Annotated in this window: 16 protein-coding genes; 6 read left to right on the top strand and 10 right to left on the bottom strand. The window is 31.8% G+C overall.

Annotated elements, in window-relative coordinates:
* Positions 1-61: 61 nt before the first annotated feature.
* Both K8354_RS06525 and K8354_RS06520 read left to right on the top strand, forming a co-directional pair.
* Positions 62-1,597, top strand: a complete 1,536-nt coding sequence (locus K8354_RS06525; protein WP_223446500.1) for an SDR family NAD(P)-dependent oxidoreductase — start codon at positions 62-64, stop codon at positions 1,595-1,597.
* Between the two features lie 198 nt (positions 1,598-1,795).
* On the top strand, positions 1,796-3,106 hold the full coding sequence (locus K8354_RS06520; RefSeq protein WP_223446498.1) for a DEAD/DEAH box helicase: 1,311 nt from the start codon (positions 1,796-1,798) through the stop codon (positions 3,104-3,106).
* Between the two features lie 30 nt (positions 3,107-3,136).
* Here K8354_RS06520 and K8354_RS06515 read toward each other — a convergent pair whose 3' ends face one another.
* Both K8354_RS06515 and K8354_RS06510 read right to left on the bottom strand, forming a co-directional pair.
* The gene (locus tag K8354_RS06515) at positions 3,137-3,865 is read right to left on the bottom strand and encodes an acyl-CoA desaturase (protein ID WP_223446496.1); all 729 of its coding nucleotides are present in this window, start codon (positions 3,863-3,865) and stop codon (positions 3,137-3,139) included.
* A gap of 57 nt (positions 3,866-3,922) precedes the next feature.
* On the bottom strand, positions 3,923-4,492 hold the full coding sequence (locus tag K8354_RS06510; protein ID WP_223446493.1) for a Crp/Fnr family transcriptional regulator: 570 nt from the start codon (positions 4,490-4,492) through the stop codon (positions 3,923-3,925).
* Between the two features lie 211 nt (positions 4,493-4,703).
* On the opposite strand from K8354_RS06510, the gene K8354_RS06505 reads away from it, so the two are divergent.
* The gene (locus K8354_RS06505; protein WP_223446490.1) at positions 4,704-5,081 is read left to right on the top strand and encodes a DoxX family protein; all 378 of its coding nucleotides are present in this window, start codon (positions 4,704-4,706) and stop codon (positions 5,079-5,081) included.
* On the opposite strand, the gene K8354_RS06500 is transcribed toward K8354_RS06505, so the two are convergent.
* The 4 genes from K8354_RS06500 to K8354_RS06485 all read right to left on the bottom strand — a co-directional run bounded on the left by K8354_RS06500 (position 5,078) and on the right by K8354_RS06485 (position 8,207).
* Positions 5,078-5,428 (bottom strand): DoxX family protein, encoded by a 351-nt coding sequence (locus tag K8354_RS06500; RefSeq protein ID WP_223446487.1) that lies wholly within the window; start codon positions 5,426-5,428, stop codon positions 5,078-5,080. The genes K8354_RS06505 and K8354_RS06500 overlap by 4 nt on opposite strands.
* Positions 5,429-5,602: 174 nt before the next feature.
* Entirely contained in the window at positions 5,603-6,853 is a 1,251-nt protein-coding gene (locus tag K8354_RS06495; protein ID WP_223446485.1) for a mechanosensitive ion channel family protein, read from the bottom strand.
* 46 nt (positions 6,854-6,899) lie between these two features.
* Positions 6,900-7,538: a thiamine phosphate synthase gene (locus K8354_RS06490; RefSeq protein ID WP_223446483.1), complete on the bottom strand. Its 639-nt coding sequence runs from the start codon at positions 7,536-7,538 to the stop codon at positions 6,900-6,902.
* Positions 7,539-7,595: 57 nt separating this feature from the next.
* Positions 7,596-8,207 carry a DEAD/DEAH box helicase gene (locus K8354_RS06485; RefSeq protein WP_223446481.1) on the bottom strand — a complete coding sequence of 204 codons (612 nt, stop codon included), beginning with the start codon at positions 8,205-8,207 and terminating at the stop codon, positions 7,596-7,598.
* A gap of 528 nt (positions 8,208-8,735) precedes the next feature.
* On the opposite strand from K8354_RS06485, the gene K8354_RS06480 reads away from it, so the two are divergent.
* Complete coding sequence (locus K8354_RS06480) at positions 8,736-10,277, top strand: SLC13 family permease (protein WP_223446479.1); 1,542 nt, start codon at positions 8,736-8,738, stop codon at positions 10,275-10,277.
* Positions 10,278-10,315: 38 nt separating this feature from the next.
* On the opposite strand, the gene K8354_RS06475 is transcribed toward K8354_RS06480, so the two are convergent.
* Positions 10,316-11,062, bottom strand: a complete 747-nt coding sequence (locus K8354_RS06475) for an arylesterase (RefSeq protein ID WP_223446478.1) — start codon at positions 11,060-11,062, stop codon at positions 10,316-10,318.
* Positions 11,063-11,091: 29 nt separating this feature from the next.
* Between K8354_RS06475 and K8354_RS06470 the strand changes: the two genes are divergently transcribed.
* Both K8354_RS06470 and K8354_RS06465 read left to right on the top strand, forming a co-directional pair.
* Positions 11,092-11,784, top strand: coding sequence for an ABC transporter ATP-binding protein (locus K8354_RS06470; protein WP_223446476.1), 693 nt, complete (start codon positions 11,092-11,094; stop codon positions 11,782-11,784).
* 41 nt (positions 11,785-11,825) lie between these two features.
* Positions 11,826-14,321, top strand: a complete 2,496-nt coding sequence (locus tag K8354_RS06465) for an ABC transporter permease (RefSeq protein WP_437440125.1) — start codon at positions 11,826-11,828, stop codon at positions 14,319-14,321.
* 1,028 nt (positions 14,322-15,349) lie between these two features.
* Here K8354_RS06465 and hutG read toward each other — a convergent pair.
* Genes hutG through hutU form a run of 3 tightly spaced genes read right to left on the bottom strand, consistent with a single transcriptional unit; the run spans position 15,350 to position 19,555 of the window.
* Positions 15,350-16,315 (bottom strand): formimidoylglutamase, encoded by a 966-nt coding sequence (gene hutG / locus K8354_RS06460; RefSeq protein WP_223446472.1) that lies wholly within the window; start codon positions 16,313-16,315, stop codon positions 15,350-15,352.
* 1 nt (position 16,316) lies between these two features.
* On the bottom strand, positions 16,317-17,558 hold the full coding sequence (gene hutI / locus K8354_RS06455; RefSeq protein WP_223446470.1) for an imidazolonepropionase: 1,242 nt from the start codon (positions 17,556-17,558) through the stop codon (positions 16,317-16,319).
* The gene (gene hutU / locus K8354_RS06450) at positions 17,555-19,555 is read right to left on the bottom strand and encodes a urocanate hydratase (RefSeq protein WP_223446468.1); all 2,001 of its coding nucleotides are present in this window, start codon (positions 19,553-19,555) and stop codon (positions 17,555-17,557) included. Before hutU ends, hutI begins: the two co-directional genes overlap by 4 nt.
* Positions 19,556-19,560 lie beyond the last annotated feature (5 nt).

Raw genomic sequence — 19,560 nt, 5'->3', positions numbered from 1 at the left:
TTTTATAACCATCAATTTTGTTTCAAAATTAAACTGTTTTTAAAAGATAACGTATTTTTTTATGAGTGATAAAAATAACAATCCAGAAATTACTGCTTGTATTAAAACTTTACAAAGTTTATTGGAGAATACCAATCAGCTTTTTGAAATTCCTGAAGCGCAAAGAATAGCCCTTTTTAAGGTGGCAGGAGAATTGTCTCGACCCAATAGAAATGAATTTCAGCGAAGAAGAAAGGATGCTAAAAAAGCTGCAAAACGCAAGCAAATAGAAAGCGATAAACATGCAAGAAAATCAACTGGAATACGTTCTGCAAGAGAAGCCGAGTTATTTGTAGCTCCGAAATTATTATCAGCAGCTTCTATATCAGAGGATACTCCTGAATTAGAATCCCCCAGAAATTGTTATGTTTGTAAGGCTGTTTTTACAAAATTGCATCATTTTTATGATACCATGTGCACAGATTGTGGCGATTTAAATTATGCAAAACGTTTTCAATCCGCAGATTTAAAAGATCAAGTTGCAGTCATTACAGGTTCTCGATTAAAAATAGGGTATCACATAACCTTAATGGCTTTGCGATCTGGAGCAACGGTGATAGCAACCACCCGTTTTCCTGCGGATTCTGCTATTCGTTTTGCAAAAGAAGAAGATTATAAAGATTGGAGTCATCGTTTACACATTCATGGATTAGATTTAAGACACATTCCTAGTGTAGAAATTTTCTGCAACTATATTGAACAAAAATATGATCGTTTGGATATTTTAATCAATAATGCGGCACAAACTGTAAGAAGGCCTTCTGGTTTTTACCTTCATTTGATGGAAAATGAGAAAAAACCTATTTCAGAGTTACCAAAATTGGCACAAAGATTATTAGAAAATCATCAAGAGTGTTTAAAAGAAATTGCAGACCTGAGCGCTTCATCTTCTAAAACAAATAAAAATAATGTGTTACCCATAACTTGGCATGGTCCAGAACCTGGCATCGGATTGCGAAACTCGGCAGCATTATCTCAAATTCCCTATAGTTTCGATACTTCTTTACAAACTGCCGAAGTTTTTCCGGAAGGAAAATTAGATGCGGATTTGCAACAAGTAGATTTAAGAAAAACCAATAGTTGGCGTTTAAAATTAGGTGAAATCGAAACTACTGAAATGGTGGAAGTTCAATTGGTAAACGCGGTAGCTCCTTTTGTGTTATGCAATCGTTTGTCTAATTTAATGATGAAAGAAAACACAGGTAAAAAACATATTATCAATGTTTCTGCAATGGAAGGAAAGTTTCATCGATTTAAAAAAGTAGACAGGCATCCGCATACCAATATGGCAAAAGCGGCTTTAAATATGTTAACACATACTTCATCTGCCACGTTTGCTAAGAAAGGTATTTATATGAATGCAGTAGATACAGGTTGGGTTACTGATGAGGATCCTGCAGAATTATCAAAAAAGAAAGAAGAAGTACACGATTTTCAACCACCGTTAGATATTGTTGATGGTGCAGCAAGAGTGATGGATCCTTTAATCGATGGAATTAATACCGGAAAACATTGGTCAGGTAAGTTTCTTAAAGATTATTTTCCAATAGATTGGTAAGTTTACTCCTCTTACAACGGTAATTTGTTCGAAAATTGCAATGGGATTCTTGTTATTTATCCTTTTGTAATTTTACTAGTAATTATAGAAAAATTAAATTGTGTGCATCGACTTTTGTTACTGAAAACAAAAGTATATTTTAAAAATAGATGGCCTTAAAATTAGGAGCATCAAACAGATAAAAAATTAGCAATCATTATGGCAAATCACATCAAAGGACAAAAAGAAATATTACAAAAACTGAATATTGTTCAGTTAAACCCGATGCAAGAGGAAGCTATTGCTACCATCAATAAAAATGAGAATACAATTCTACTTTCGCCAACAGGAACCGGAAAAACCTTGGCTTTTTCGTTACCGTTGTTAAAAAGATTAGATCCTGACTTAGAAGAAGTTCAGGCATTAATTTTAGTGCCTTCAAGAGAATTAGCCATTCAAATTGAACAAGTCATTCGTTCTATGGGGTCAGGTTATAAAGTAAATGCGGTTTATGGCGGTAGACCCATGTCTAAAGATAAAATTGAATTAAAACATGTGCCTGCCATATTAATTGGAACTCCAGGAAGAGTTTCTGACCATTTTGTAAATGAAAGATTCTCTAAAGATTTTATAAAAATATTAATTTTAGATGAGTTTGATAAATCATTAGAAGTTGGTTTTGAATATGAAATGAGAGGAATTATCAATCAATTAAGTTGTTTAGATAAACGAATATTAACCTCTGCTACACAGGGAGTTGAGATTCCTGATTTTGTTGGTTTAACAAAGCCAAATACCGTAAATTATTTAAAAGCAACAACTTCTAAATTAGTTGTAAAAACGGTAATTTCTCCAGCCAAAAATAAACTAAATACCTTGTTACATTTATTAAATCATTTAGGCAATCAGCAAGGAATTATATTCTGTAACTTAAAAGATAGCATCCATAATGTGAGTACTTTTTTAGAAAGTAAAAATATTAGACATGGTTGTTTTAGTGGCGGCATGGAACAGAAAGATAGAGAACGTTCTTTGATAAAATTTAGAAACGGAACCAATCAAATTTTAATTGCCACGGATTTAGCAGCAAGAGGAATTGATGTTCCTGAAATGAATTATATAATTCATTATGAATTGCCAAATGCTATTGAAGAATTTACACACAGAAATGGGCGAACAGCAAGAGTTTCTGCCACTGGAACCGCTTATGTTTTAAAATGGAAAGACGAACACTTACCCGATTTTATAAAAAATGCAGCAGTACAAGATATTTCTAAACAAGCAGAAAGAAAACCTGCTTATTGGGAAACTGTTTTTATTTCTGGCGGAAGAAAGGATAAAATTTCAAAAGGTGATATTGCAGGATTGTTTATCAAACAAGGCAAATTATCTAAAGATCAATTGGGAGGTATCGAATTGAAACAAGATTGTGCCTTTGTAGCCGTTCCTTTGAGTTTAGCCGAAAGTTTGGTGGAAAAACTGAATAACGCTCGCTTAAAAAAGAAGAAAGTTAGAATGTATACCGTTTAGATTTTAGCTGCAAAAAACACCTATGTTGTACTAATTTTTCTTTAACTGAATTATTTTAAAGAAATCTAGTACTTTAATAATCATGTAGGTTACATCAACTTCATGCCATTTTACCCCAAAATTTGCGCTACTAGCATGTTTATGGTGATTGTTATGATATCCTTCGCCCATCATTAAAAAATCAAAATGAAATAAATTTTTACTCGTATTTTTCATCTTATAATTTACATACCCATAAATATGACCAAACCAATTGATAATTACACCATGAATTGGTGCCATTAAAAGTGCGATGGGTAACAAAAACCATTGCCATAAAGCTGTTGCAAAATAAGCAAAGAAAAGGATGTAAAAAGTAATCCAAAGCAGTCGAGAAAATCGAGAGCTTGCAAAAGCATCAAATGTTTTCCATTGCGGAACATTTTTAGTAAATTTTGCATCTACAGCAATTTTTTGATCATTTATATCCTGATATATGGTTTTGGTTTTCCACATCATTGCAAACAAATTGGCATCATAAGAAGGGGAGTGGGGATCTTTTTCAGTATCCGTATACGCATGGTGCATTCTATGCATAATTCCGTAACCATACGCACTCAAATAACTAGAACCTTGAAAAATCCAAGTAAAAACGAATGTCATACGCTCCATAAATTTAGACATCGTAAAAACTTGATGTGCGGCATACCGATGCAAAAAGAAAGATTGAAAAAATAAGCCCCCGTACCAAAGCGTTAGGATAAAAAGGATGATGATCATTTGTTTTTTTTACAAAGATAATCTGATAAAATGCAGCAAACAATGAACCTAAATCAATTAAACACGTTTTCGAATACGACTTAAAGCTTGCGCTGTAACGCCAATATAAGAACTAATATATTTTAGAGGAATCACTTTTAGAAGTTCTGGTCTTTCTTTAAATAATCTTTTATAGCGCTCTTCTGCAGTAAGATTTAATAAATTTTGTTCTCGTTTAGATTTGATAAGAAAAAGACGCTCTGCCGTTAATCTCCCTATTAAATTACCAATCTGAGTAGTTTTATAAACTTCTTGTAAATCACGATAAGTAATACTTAAAAGAGTTGTTTTGGTAAGAGATTGCAGTTGATATAAAGAGGGTTTTTGTGTTAAAAAGGAATCATAAGCGCTAATAAATTGATCTTTAAAACTAAAGCCAAATGTAATTTCTTTTTCTGGATTTTCTTTTGGGATAAACAAACGTACCACTCCAGACTCTATAAAGGAAATATGATTTTCTATTTCATTGATTTGCAAAAAAACGGATTTCTTCGGTATCTCACGACGCTGTAATTTTGAAATAAAAAACTCCCAATCTGCTTGAGATATCGTAGCGACTTGATCTAAATATGCCTTTATTTGCTCCAAATTTGATTAAATAATTTTATAAAAAAACAAATATACGGGTTCAGCGAATTTATATAGATACATTCACTTTATAAAAGCTTAAATCTTTGTTATTTTTAAAATATGAGTAGGAGATACTCCATTAACAATGCATAAAAATAGATTCTATACGAAATGGCTATTAAACTAAAATTATTTTCTTAATTTAGGCATTATCAAAAATGAAATAATTATGACTATAATCGACTATATTATCATCACTTTAAAATTAATTGTGGGCATTAGTATCTTAAATGTTTGGTTAATTCAGCCCCAAAAAGCGACCAAGTGGAGAGGTGGTAATGCAAAAAATATATTTGAAGAGTTTCGAGTATATGGCTTATCTAAGTCATTTTGTTACTTCATAGGTTTTTTAAAAGTAAGTTTAGCCCTTATATTACTGAGTTCTATTTATTTTGAGAATTTGGCTATAATAGGAAGTTTAGGTTTAGCTGCGCTACTGCTCGGCTCTATAATTATGCATTTAAGGGTAAAAGATGCATTGTACAAATCGTTTCCAGCTTTTTTATTTATGAGTATAAATCTATTTATTGCCTATTATTCGTTCTAAAAGTAGGTGTAGAAAGTTTTGATAGCGATAAATAAATTTAAAGCTGCAAACGTAAAAGAAGGAGCAGATTTTATAAAATTATCCTTAATTTTTAACCTGACAATAAAGCCTGCAAGCATTAATATGCACAGCCCCGAAGAAGCTAATAGTAAGAGTATAGGAAATACATAAAGCCCTAAAAATAAGCCTATAGCACCTAATAGTTGAAGAAATCCGGTTAGTTTTCTAAAATTTGGTAACTTATAACGAATAAACTCATCGATAATAAACTTTGAATAAAAGCAGCTAATGCCGAAATAGATAAAAGCCAATCCTGAAAACCATGTTAAAACTGCAAGTAAATCCAACGTTTTGTTTTGAGTTATTAATTTGTGAGAACAAGTTTACAAAAAAACTAAGACTATATAGATTTGTAAAAGGTATAATAGCATTTTATAAAAGCGTATAGAAATAGCGATTAAATCCGCATAAGAAGATTTCTTTTCTATTATATACTTTTATTCCTTAATTTAAGAAATAATTTATTCTTTTGAACGGATAAAACTAGAATTACTAGGAAGTTCAAATATTTCTAAACCAAAATAAGGAACTGCGGCAATTACATGGTCAAAAATATCAGACATAATATATTCATAGTTTTGCCAACGTTTATCACTACTAAAAGCATAAATTTCAAGAGGAATTCCTTGAGTTCCTGGTGATAACTGACGCACCATAATCATCATTTCTTTGTTAGTACCAGAGTGATTTTCTATGTAAGTTTCAATATATTTTCTAAAAACTCCAATATTCGTTAGGTTCCTTCCATTTAACAAAAGCTCTTTGTTAATGTTATTTTTCTTATTGTAGTCATCAATATCAGCTTGACGTGTCTCTAAATACGTCTGAATAGATTGAATTTTCTTTAAATTGTCTACTTCAATTTTTGATAAATAATGAATACTATCCAAATTAATATGTAAGGATCTCTTGATACGTCTTCCTCCAGATTCCGACATGCCTCTCCAGTTTTTAAAAGAATCAGAAATTAAAGCATAAGTAGGAATTGTAGTAATGGTTTTATCAAAATTTTGAACTTTTACGGTAGACAGATTAATTTCTATAACATCACCATCAGCACCATATTTTTCAAAAGTAATCCAGTCTCCAATTCTTACCATATCATTGATAGAAACTTGAATACTAGCAACAAAACCAAGGATAGTATCTTTAAAAATTAATAGAATTACAGCGGAAGCAGCTCCAATGGTGGTAATAAACTTGATAAACTCTATGCCTGTTATGATGGCAAAAGCAGATAAAATACCAAAGACCCAAGCAAAAATCATAAATACTTGGATATAGCTATCTATGGGTTTGTCTTTTAGGCCTGGCAAGGTTTTAAAATAATCTTTCAGGGTGCTTAAAAGGCTTCTAACAATCCAAAGAATTAAAACAATTGTAAATACTTCAAGGCTTTTTTGAATAATATTTTCGATATATGGAAAGTCTGAAAAGACTAATGGCGTGCACTCTAAAACAAAAATTAAAGGAATGATATGTGCAATATTACGTGGTACTTTGTTTTTCACTAATAAATCATCGAAATTGGTTTTACTTTTATCGGCAAACTGGGTAAATAATTGTAACATAATTTTTCTAATGAGTACATCAACCAAAACGGCTATAGATAAGACAGTAATTAATAAAATAGCCATATTTAAATAGGCTGCTGATGTCTCATTTATTCCAGTTTTTATAAAGTAATCGTATAATAAATGTTCTAAATTCATAGTTTAATGGTTTAAAGGTTCACTTTTAAAAAATAATTGGTTTTATTTAAAAAGTGTGCCGTTTTTCTTCGGTTGATGAAGCTTTCAATAATTCATTCAACACTTTAATCGAATTAAAATCCCTTGTAATTTCATTAGAAACTCCCACTCCAGAAATTCCTGTTTCTAAAATATTTTTCACATCTTTAGAGGTAATTCCTCCAGCACCAATAATAGGTGTTTCGGTTTTTAAAACATCCATAATTGCTTTATAACCCGCTAAACCTAATGGTTTTGATAAAGATTCTTGAGCTTTCGAAACTCTAAAAGGACTTAAACTAATATAATCAACTTGTTTGCCAATTAAGGTTTCACAATCTTGCAAGGTATTTGCAGTACTACCAATAATTTGCCAAGTGTATATATGAGTTCTGGCAATGTTTGGACAAGCACCTGATTTTTCTAAATGAACACCATCAGCCTTGATACTTTTTGCTATTTTATAATCACCGTTTATCAATAATCTAGTTTGAAAGTGAGCAGTAATTTCTCTCGCTTGTTCCGCTAATTTTAAATATTTTTTTTCTGATATATTTTTTAAACGTAATTGCACTAATTCTGCCCCAGCTGAGCATGCCTTTTGTATATTTTCTAAATGTTCTTTCGGAGAATTTCCTTGAGAGAGATAGTGTAATTTAGGAATCATTATTTTTAATTTTTTAATCGTAAATTAAACTTTAAATAATATGGATTAGTCAAATTTCTACAGACCAATCGTTCTAGCATTCGTCATAAAATAAGATTCAAAACGCTTTAAAAACGGATGCATTTTCTCTGAATAAATTACAAACTGACACTTTGCAAGGCTTTGGGTAATTGCCATAATATTCGATAACGGAGTTTTTTGACTTAAAAATTCAGCATCGTCAATGCAAAATAGTTTTAACTGCGTAACATTTACGCCATTTAATAAAAGCAACTTATTCATTATTTGAGGCGTTGCGATTAAAATATCTGTGCCTTCAAAAATTTCTGATTTTAGCAAATCAATGTGCAACTTTTCATCACATACATAAACGCGCAACGAAGTACGTCTTGTGTACTCATTAAAAGTATCATACAAGGCTTTTGCTTTTTCATTATCACCTACTAAAATAATTGCTCTTGGCGCTGTTCCTACTTCCTCACATTGTAACTTTTGCATCGTGGTAAGAAGTAATGTGGTTGTTTTTCCACTATTTTCTGGAGCAGTACAAAATATATTTGCACCACTTTTAATCAAAGGAATACTTTTGCTTTGAAATGGAGTCGGAGTATTTATTTCAAGAGATTCTAGCTTCTCTTTTATAGAGGCATGTAATTTTTTAAAGGGCATAGAAATTAACTAAAAATTTATTCGGTGTAATGTGTTTCTTATAATGAGGCAAAGATACAATTATATTGATGCAATTATTTTTTTGAAGTTCGTTTTGTTCAAGGTGGTTTTTAAAGGTTCTTATTAAAATAATGAATGCATACAGCTCTTTATTTGTTTATTCTGAAGTGCATCTTTTATAGTATGCATCAAACATTCTTTTTTTTTTTTTAATCTTAGAATATTGAAATAAGTTTTGACATATAATTTATCCTTTGAAAAGAATATTTATTCCGTACATTTAAAAATAATAGACCATTACAATTCGATATAACGATACTGTATTCAGATTTTGATGTTTTAGATGATAAAATAATGGTTTGCGATATGAGTATAAACTACTGTATCAAAGCTTATAACAAAATCTTAAGTTTACAATATGAAGACAAACCTATTTTTTAAAATATTCATAATCGAATAAAAGTAGATACACACAAAGGAATGTTTGTAATGAAATATCAAATCTAAATTAACTAAAACCAATTACTTATGGCAACTTTTGAAGCGAACACAGAAATTAATATGAAATTAATAATTGCCGGATTGCTTGTGTTTTTTGGAATGATTTTTTTTGTAGATCTACAACCCGGAAAACCAGAAGTTACTTATACGGCGGCTATTGCTGTGCTTATGGCTTTTTGGTGGGTTACGGAGGCATTGCCTATCGGGATTACATCATTACTGCCCATCGTTTTATTCCCTATGCTAGGCGTTTTAGACGGAAAAGCAATATCGAATGCCTATATAAATTATGTGATTTTTTTATTTATTGGAGGTTTTATCATGGCGTTAGCGATGGAGAAATGGAATCTTCACAAACGAATTGCACTAAAAATACTATCAACTGTTGGAGGGAGTCCGTTTAGAATTATGTTAGGTTTTATGTTGGCATCATCATTTTTATCGATGTGGATGTCTAATACAGCAACGGCTATGATGATGTTGCCGATTGCTTTTTCGGTAACAGCAGCTTTAGAAGAAGTGTATGGGGAAGGAAAAATAAGTTCGTTTGCTGCCGGTTTGTTATTAGCTATTGCGCATGCTTGTTCTATAGGAGGTATTGCAACCCTTGTAGGAACACCGCCTAATTTATCCTTTTTAAGAATCTTCGAAATTATTTATCCTGAAGCACCCGAAATTTCGTTTGGGCAATGGATCACTTTTGCATTTCCAATTACAGTGATGATTTTTATTTTTTCGTTGTTGCTATTATATTTTACGTATAAACCAAAAGGAAAAATTGAAAACTTAGATACCTCTTTCTTCAGTGATAAATATAAAGCTCTTGGAAAAGTAAGTGCAGAACAAAGACGTGTCTTTATTTTGTTTGTGTCTTTAGCTGTTTTATGGGTATTCAGATCTAATCTTAACCTTGGTTTTGTAACTATTCCTGGATGGAGTTCCTTTTTTCAAAACCCTAAATTTTTAAATGATGGAACTGTTGCTATTTTTATTGCCATGTTGTTATTTATTATTCCTTCTAGCAAAAAGAAAGAAGCTTTGGTAAACTGGCAAATCATGCTAAAATTACCTTGGCATATTGTGTTTTTATTTGGAGGTGGTTTTGCTTTAGCCAAAGGATTTATCGATTCTGGATTGTCTAATTATGTTGGTGGACTTTTAGGAGGAACAAAAGATATGTCTCCAATCATGTTGGTAGGCACATTAACAACTTTAATGTCTACGCTTACCGAATTTACATCGAACACCGCAACTACAGAAATGATGTTACCTATTATTTCTGGATTAGCAACAGAAATAAAAGTCAATCCTTTATTAATAATGATTCCGGTTACTTTAGCAGCATCCATGGCTTTTATGTTACCGATAGCAACGCCACCAAATGCCATTGTATTTGGTACTGGAAAGTTAAAAATGTTTCAAATGATAAAAACAGGAGTCATAATAGACATCTTTGCAACGATCATTATTGTAATTATGACAATAGTTTGGGGTACTGTTATATTTGATATTGATCCAACCGTTTTTCCAGATTGGGCAGTACAAACAGTTACAGACAAAAAGCATTAACATACTATCTGCAAGAAAAAAACACGCGTAGTAATTTTTTAGGAAGTAAGCATTGGTTCTAAAACTGCCCAAACATTATTCGCAAGTATTTTTTGACCTTCTGCCGTTGGATGAATACCATCGGATTGATTTAAAGCAGGAATTCCACCAACATTTTTCAATAAAAACGGAATTAATTCCAAACCATTCTTTTTTGCTAATTCAGGAAAAATCTTTTTAAACTCTGTAATATAATCGTTTCCCATATTTGGCGGAAGTTGCATGCCTGCTAAAACAATTTTGGTATCCGCATTTTTGGCAAGCACAGCATCAATAATAGCTTGTAGGTTTTTTCTAGTTTCTTTTAAAGGAATGCCGCGTAAACCATCATTTGCACCCAATTCTAGTATAAAAATATCTATTTTTTGATTTAACACCCAGTTAATTCTGCTTTTTCCACCAGCGGACGTTTCCCCACTTAAACCGGAATTGATGACTGTATAATCTAAAGAAAGAGCATCTATTTTATTTTGAATCAACGCAGGAAAAGCATCATTGATATCTTCTAAACCATAACCAGCCGTTAAACTATCACCAAAAAATAAAATCTTTTTTGAAACATTTTTTTCTGTTTTCTTACTTTCAGTATTCTGAGTTACATTGTCAATGTTTTCTGATTTTTTAGACGTATCCGATCCACAAGAAAGTAACAATATGACAGATGAAAAATAACATAACTTTATGAAAACATTAAAAGCACTATCTTTAATGTTTGGCTGCAATTGTTTATTTTTCAGGTTTAGCATTTTCAGTAAATTTATTTGAAATGAATACAATGACAAAGATATTAAAGATTCATCAACTTGAGAAGACCTATAACAGTGGTTCCAAAAAATTAACAGTATTAAACGATATTTCTTTTGAGATAGAAAAAGGAAGTATCTTTTCTATTATAGGTCCATCCGGAAGTGGAAAAACGACTTTATTAGGTTTATGCGCAGGTTTAGATTACCCGAGTTCTGGAAGTATCGAATTATGCGGAAATAATTTACATGATTTAAATGAAGATGAACGTGCGCTGCTACGGAACAAAGAAGTTGGTTTTATATTTCAAAATTTTCAATTATTGCCTACACTTACAGCCTTAGAAAATGTAATTGTTCCGTTAGAACTTCAAGGTGAAAAAAATGCTGCTAAAGTGGGTTTAGCACTTTTACAAAAAGTAGGTTTATCAGATCGTGTGCATCATTATCCTTCGCAATTATCGGGTGGCGAGCAGCAACGGGTTGCACTGGCTAGAGCATTTTCTAACAAACCTTCAATTTTATTTGCAGATGAACCCACAGGAAATTTAGATGAAGAAACTGGGGAAAAGGTTATTCAACTACTTTTTCAATTAAATAAAGAAGCTGGTACTACTTTGGTAATTATTACACATGATTTAGAATTGGCCAATAGAACCCAGCAAATTTTGCGATTAAAAGGAGGTAAAATAATGTCTAATGAAAAAACGGTAGCCATTTTATGAGCAAATTAACCTCAAAAACCTCGGTGCAATGGCTGTTTAAAATGGCTTGGAGAGATGGTAAAGCAAGTCTTTCTAGATTGTTATTATTTATGGCATCCATTATTTTAGGAATTGCCGCAGTAGTTTCTATTCAATTGTTTAGCGAAAATTTAAAAGATAATATTAAAAATCAGTCGAAAGCCTTAATGGGCGCAGATTTTATTATTGATAGCAAACAACTCCCTTCTAAAAAAGTACAAGCAATTATAGATTCTTTACAAGTTGCCGCATCCGAAGTTAATTTTGTTTCTATGGCAGCGTTTCCAAAAAATGAAGCGACAAAATTAGTAAAAGTAAGGGCTATAGAGGGTAATTTTCCTTTTTATGGAACTTTAGATACAGAACCAGTGATTGCTGCACAACAATATCAAAAAATGGGAGGTGCCTTGGTGGATGCTACTTTATTATTGCAGTATAATTTAAAACCTGGAGATTCTATTAAATTAGGCAAGTTAACATTCCCGATTTTGGGTGCCTTAAAATCAATTCCTGGAACGACCGCCATTTCTAGTTCAGTAGCACCAACCGTGCTAATTCCTTTTCGTTTTATAGAAGAAACGGAACTCTTACAAATAGGAAGTAGAAAAGAATATCAGTATTTTTTCGTTGCGCCACCTTCCATGGATTTGGTTTTGTTGAATAAAAAAATAGATCCTATTTTAGATGATGAAAATGCAGATCTTGATACGCATACAAATACGAGTGCTCAACTAGGCAGAAGATATGATAATGTGAGCCGGTTTTTAAATTTATCAGCATTTATTGCGCTTTTGTTAGGTTGTATAGGAATTGCAAGTTCCGTGCATATTTATATCAAAGAAAAACTAAAAAATGTAGCTGTTTTAAAATGTTTGGGAGCGACAAGAAGACAAACTTTTTTAATTTATGTATTACAAATTCTTGGCATAGGATTGATTGGTGGAATTTTAGGTTCCGCCATTGGGATGGGATTACAATATGCATTTCCTTATATTTTAAAAGGATTTTTGCCTTTTGATGTTCAAATATCGATTACCATACAACCCATAATAATGGGTGTAATGCTAGGTGTTTTAATGTCGGTTTTATTTGCATTATTGCCTTTATTAGGTACTTGGTATGTTTCGCCCTTAGAAGTTTTAAGAGGTACCGATGAAAATTTAGTAAAACCAAGAAAAGCAAGACTTTTAACTTTCGCGGCTATTTTACTTTTTATCTTTTTATTTTCGTTTTGGTTGTTAAAAGATGCTTTTAATGGAATTGTATTTACGGTGGGTATTTTAATTACTTTCTCGATTATGGCAGCAGTTTCAAGTTTATTTATGAGGGCAATCAAAAAATATTTCCCTGCTAATTGGGGTTTTATAAAACGACAAAGTTTGCTGAATTTATATCGACCAAATAATCAAACAATGGTCTTAATTTTAGCTATCGGATTGGGTACTTTTTTAATTAGTACGTTGTATTTTACCAAAGATATTTTATTAGCAAAAACAGCTATCGAGAATAAAAAAAATGATGCAAATATCATTTTAATGGATGTACAAAGTGCACAAAAAGAAGCGGTTGTAAACACAATTCTTCCTAAAGGTTTAGAGGTTATCGATAATATACCGATTGTTACCATGCGAATGCATCGGATTAAAGATAGATTAGTAAATGATATTCGTAAAGACTCTACATCTAACATGAATCGTTGGATTTTAAACCATGAGTTTAGAACTACCTATCGAGATGAATTGTTAGAATCCGAAGAAATATTAGAAGGATCTTGGGTTCAAAAAGCAAATCCGAACGAACCGATTTTAATTTCGATTGCAGATAATATAGCAAGAGATGCCGATTTAAAAGTTGGAGATGAAGTAGTACTAAATGTACAAGGAGTTTTAATGGAAACCAAGATTGGAAGTATCAGAAAAGTGAATTGGGGAAATATGCAATTGAACTTTTCTATTGTATTTCCGTTAGGTATTTTAGAAAATGCACCACAGTTTAATGTGCTAACAACCTATGTACCTAACGAAGCGAGGTCTGCTGATTTGCAAAGGGATTTGGTTAAGAAATTTCCAAATATTTCTATTTTAGATTTAAGACAGATTTTTACTATTGTAGAGGATATTTTAGATAAAATATCTTGGATTATTAATTTTATGGCATTCTTTAGTATTCTTACGGGAATTATCGTTTTAATCGGTTCGGTTAGAAATAGCAAATATCAGCGGATTAAAGAAAGTGTTTTGTTACGAACATTAGGAGCTAAAAGCAAGCAAATATTACAAATTACGGCTCTTGAATACGTGTATTTAGGTGTATTGGGTAGTTTGGTCGGAATTTTATTGTCGCTAGTAAGTAGTCAATTATTAGCAACTTTATTGTTCAAAGAACCCTTTTTACCCTCTGCAGTACCGTTTTTAGTATTTCTACCCGGCATTACAATTTTGGTATTATTCATCGGTTTGAGTAATATTAGAAGTGTTTTAAAAAGTCCGCCATTAGAGGTTTTGAGAAAAGAAAGTTAAGTTTTCATGCTGATTTATTTCATTTTCTAAACAAGAAAACTCAAAAAATAAAACTTTCATTTCATCAATTTATAAAACATCACAAAAAAATTAGTTTAGCTGCAATTATTCATTTAACGATACCAGATGGTAAAGAAAAATAATTGGAATATTATTAAAAAAAACTTGAAGAAAATATCTTCAAGTTTTTTTTATGGGTAAAATACGGATAGCAATCAAAAAGTGGGGGAAAACTCATGTAGATTGCTCATAAATTTTGGCTTCTTAAAAATTTGAGCCTTTGTGCATTAAATCTACTAAAAAAGCAAATAACAATGGTAATAAGCAGGTAACACAAAAAATAATTCCGGAAATTTCAAGTTTGTCTAATTTTTTCATAATTGTAGGGGTTTAAATTTAAAAAAGATTTGTAAAAAGTTAATAGATAAGTTTATTGTCAAAATTGAGAAAGGAAAAAAACAAGAGAAAAAAGTTATCACAGTTGCTGCATCAGATAAAGATTTAATACCAGCGATGTTTAGTAAATTACTACCTGAAAGGTATAATCCTACTGCACAAATTAAAAGGATGGCTATTTGTTTTAATGTATTTACTTTCATAATTGGGGGAATTATAAGTTATTAACAATTACTGACACTTCAAAACTACACTAAAAGAAAGTAAAAAATGCTAAAAAAAAGAGCGCAGTAGTATTTGAGTCCATTTGAAAAATAAATGTAGATATTAATGGGATAAGTGTATTAGTCAATAAGAACACCTTTGAGTTTTATTCAATATATCGACTAAAAATAAGTTAAAAAATATGTAAATGATTACAAATACTATTATTTAATTAATATATACGTTATAATGTTAATAATATGATAATCTGTTTTGAAAGCAAATTAAGAACTGAAATCACTCTAAGACTAAATACCTTTATAATTTTATGTATTGATGAAATGACAATAACGATTTTAGTAACTCAACTATAAATTTAGCTATTTTTGAGTACGAACGTTTTATCAAATTATTGTTATTCTCAAGATTCAGGAATTCAAAACCATAAAATCTACTAATTTAGCTGCTAAACCTGCGGTAGCACTGTCTATATCAAAATTTGGGTTTAATTCGGCAATATCACAAGAAATGACTTTTTTACTTTGGAATAAAAAAGTTAAAACTTGATAAACAAAGTTAGGGGAAAAACCGAGTGCAGAAGGTGCGCTTACTCCCGGAGCAAAAGCGGATGAAAACCCATCTAAATCGATTGTGATGTATATATAATCTACTTGATCGATAAAAGTAGTTAGTTTGTTTTTTAAGTCTTCGCCAAAGGATTCACAGTCAAAATTAGAAACATAAGAAACATTATATGCTGCTGCAATTTCAAATAATTCTTTGGTGTTTGATTGTTGCTGAATTCCGATTGCAAAATAACGAGCAGTATCATTTTCTTTTAAAATTTGATAAAAAGGAGTCCCTGAATTTCCTTGAGTATCCACTTTTCTTACATCGAAATGTGCATCAAAATTGATAATTCCGATGTTATTTTTTGAAGTATTTTTAATAGCATCTTTGATTCCGTTGAAATTAGCCAAAGCTATATCATGGCCGCCACCAATGGCAATTGGTAAAACATGATTCTTAATTAATGTACTAATGCTTTTAGAAAGTGCTTTCTGGCAATCCTCTAAATTAGTATCAACGCAAATAATATCTCCAAAATCGGTAATGTTTTTATTTTTAAAATGAATCGGAAGTTTTCCTAATTTAGTTCTTATGCTTTTTGGACCTTTTCTAGCGCCAATTCTACCTTGATTTCTTTGAACCCCTTCATCACAAGCATAACCAATCAAACCAATATCAATAGTATTCGGAATCTTTAGTTTTTCAATACTCGAAACCTTTATTTCTTGATGCCAATATTGATTGGGAAGCTTAGAACTTCTACCAGAATAATTATTTTTATTCCCTGTTGTGTAATCGACTTTTAAATTTTTAAAGAATTCCATTTTATGCTTTTTTAATTTCATTCCCTTTTAAAAATACGCTTTCAATTTGATGATTTCCAAAAGAATAAGGAATAAAATTATAAGAATTAATTTTCTTAGTCAAAATTAAATTCGCTAATTTTCCTTTGGTAATAGAACCTACTTTTTCTTGTAAATTCATGGCATAAGCTCCGTTAATTGTTGCCGCATTTATAGCTTCTTCGGGTGTCATTTTCATTTTAATACAAGCCGTAGCAACCACAAAATTCATGTTTCCAGAAGGTGTAGAACCAGGGTTGTAATCTGTTGCTAAGGCCAAAGGCAAACCCGCGTTGATCATTTTTCTAGCGGGTGCATACGGAATGCTTAAAAAATAAGAACAACTTGGCAAGGCAACTGGCATTGTTTTGGTGTTTTTAAGAGCTTCAATATCTTCAGTTCTCATTTCTTCCAAATGGTCTACCGATAATGCTTTGTTTTGAACAGCAACTTCAACTCCGCCTATGGCAGTAAACTGATTGACATGAATTTTACCTCGGAGTCCGTGCTTTTGTCCAGCTTTTAAGATTTGCGCTGTATCTTTCACAGAAAAATAGCCTGTTTCACAGAAAATATCGATAAAATCCGCTAACTTTTCTTTTGCAATAATCGGTAGCATATCATCAATTAACATTTGTAAATACCCGCTTTTATGGTTTTTATAGGCAGCTGGAATTGCATGAGCACCTAAAAAAGTAGCTTTTATCGCTACCGAATAATTTTCTTTTAATTTTTTTATGACACGAAGCATTTTTAACTCCGCATCTTTTGTTAAACCATATCCCGATTTTATTTCTACAGCACCTGTGCCTAATTGAATAATTTCTTCTAATCGAATTTTACTTTCGTTGTATAAATCTTCTTCTGAAGTTTCTTGTAGTTTTTTAGCAGAGTTTAAAATTCCGCCGCCCTTTTCAGCAATTTCAGCATATGAAAGTCCGTTAATTCTAGCAACAAATTCATCTTCTCGATTGCCTGAATACACAAGGTGCGTATGAGAATCACACCAAGAAGGTAAGATCATTCTTCCGCTAGCATCAATCGTTTTAATTGCTATATTAGGGCAGTGTTCCATCAATCCAAAATCGGCAATGAATCCATTTTCAACTAATAAAAAAGCGTTTTTAATCGTGGGTAAAACATTCATGTCTTTCCCAGAAATAAAATCTACGGAGTGCTCTCGTACTTGAATTAATTCTTTGATATTTATAAAAAGTACATTCATTCAAATAAATTTTTTAAGAGATTTTCCTCCACGAAGTTAGGCAACGTAATTTTTAGATTTGGGGTTCTTTCCATTTCTCTTTTTATGGCAAAAATAGCTTCTTTATTTCTTGCCCAACTTCTTCTTGCAATTCCGTTATTTACATCATAAAAAAGCATATTTCTTAATTTCTGTTCTGCCTCTTTTGTGCCGTCTAAGAGCATTCCGAAACCACCATTGATTACTTCTCCCCAACCAACGCCGCCGCCATTATGAATAGAAACCCAAGTTGCACCTCGAAAGCTATCTCCAATAACATTATGAATTGCCATATCTGCAGTAAATTTACTACCATCGTAAATATTAGAAGTTTCTCTAAAGGGAGAATCTGTTCCACTCACATCATGATGATCTCTACCTAAAATTATTGGGCCAATTTCTCCTTTTGCAATGGCATTATTAAAAGCTTCTGCAATTTTTATGCGCCCTTCAGCATCTGCATATAGAATTCTAGCTTGAGAACCAACAATCATTTTATTGGATTTTGCATTCTGTATCCAAGTGATATTATCCTGCATTTGTAGTTTTATTTCTTCGGGTGAATTCTCCATTAATTCTTGTAAAACAGTTGCAGCAATGGCATCCGTTTTGTCTAAATCTTTAGGATTCCCAGAAGCACACACCCATCTAAAAGGTCCAAAACCATAATCGAAACACATGGGACCTAAAATGTCCTGCACATAAGAAGGATATTTAAAATCAATCTTATTTTTTGCCATTACATCGGCACCAGCTCTTGACGCTTCTAATAAAAAGGCATTTCCATAATCAAAGAAATAGGTTCCTTTTTTAGTATGATTATTGATAGATTTTGCGTGCCTTCTTAAAGATTTTTGTACCTCTTTTTTAAATAATTCAGGATTTTCTCTTAGTAAAATATTGGCAGCTTCATAAGAAATATCTGCAGGATAATACCCCCCTGTCCAAGGAATATGCAGTGACGTTTGATCTGAACCGATATGAATAAAGATATTTTCTTCATCAAATTTTTCCCAAACATGAATAATATTTCCAATAAAAGCGATTGAAACAATTTCTTTATTTTTTTGAGCTTTTAAGGTTCTTTCAACAAGAATATCAATATCATCAATTAAAACATCTACCCAACCTTGCTCATATCTTTTTATAGCCGCTTTTTTGTTTACTTCTGCGCAAATTGTAATACAACCTGCAATAGTTCCCGCTTTGGGTTGTGCGCCACTCATGCCGCCTAATCCTGCTGTTAAAAATATTTTTCCATTCGGATTTTCCTCTTTTTTTAATATTTTTCGAAATGCGTTCATCACCGTAATCGTGGTTCCGTGTACAATTCCTTGCGGACCAATATACATAAATGAACCCGCAGTCATTTGCCCATATTGAGTAACTCCTAAAGCATTAAACTTTTCCCAATCGTTTGGTTTTGAGTAATTCGGAATCATCATTCCGTTGGTTACGACAACTCTTGGTGCATTTTTAGAGGAGGGAAATAAACCCATGGGATGACCCGAATATACATGTAAAGTTTGTTCTGCTGTCATCATTGCTAAATACTGCATGACCAAAAGATATTGCACCCAATTTTGAAAAACAGCACCATTTCCGCCATAGGTGATGAGTTCTTCTGGATGCTGCGCAACTGATGGGTTTAGATTATTCTGAATCATTAACATGATGGCTGCAGCTTGCTGTGTTTTTGAAGGATATTCTGCAATTGATCTAGCAAAAATCTTATACGCTGGTTTGAACCGATACATATATATTCTGCCAAATTCTTTTAATTCATTCGCAAATTCAGTAGCTAATTCTTGATGCCAATCTTTTGGAAAATATCGTAAAGCATTTTTAATCGCGAGCTGTTTTTCTTCAATTGTTAAAATATCTTTTCTTTTTGGAGCTCTATTTGCATCTTTAGGATAGCTTCTTTTAGCAGGTAAAATTGCAGGAATTCCTTGTAAAATTTGTTCTTGAAACGTCATGATTA

The organism is Polaribacter litorisediminis (assembly GCF_019968605.1).
GTDB classification, from domain to species: domain Bacteria; phylum Bacteroidota; class Bacteroidia; order Flavobacteriales; family Flavobacteriaceae; genus Polaribacter; species Polaribacter litorisediminis.
The sequence above is the reverse complement of the archived record's forward strand: the minus strand, read 5'-3'. Positions and strand labels throughout refer to the sequence as shown.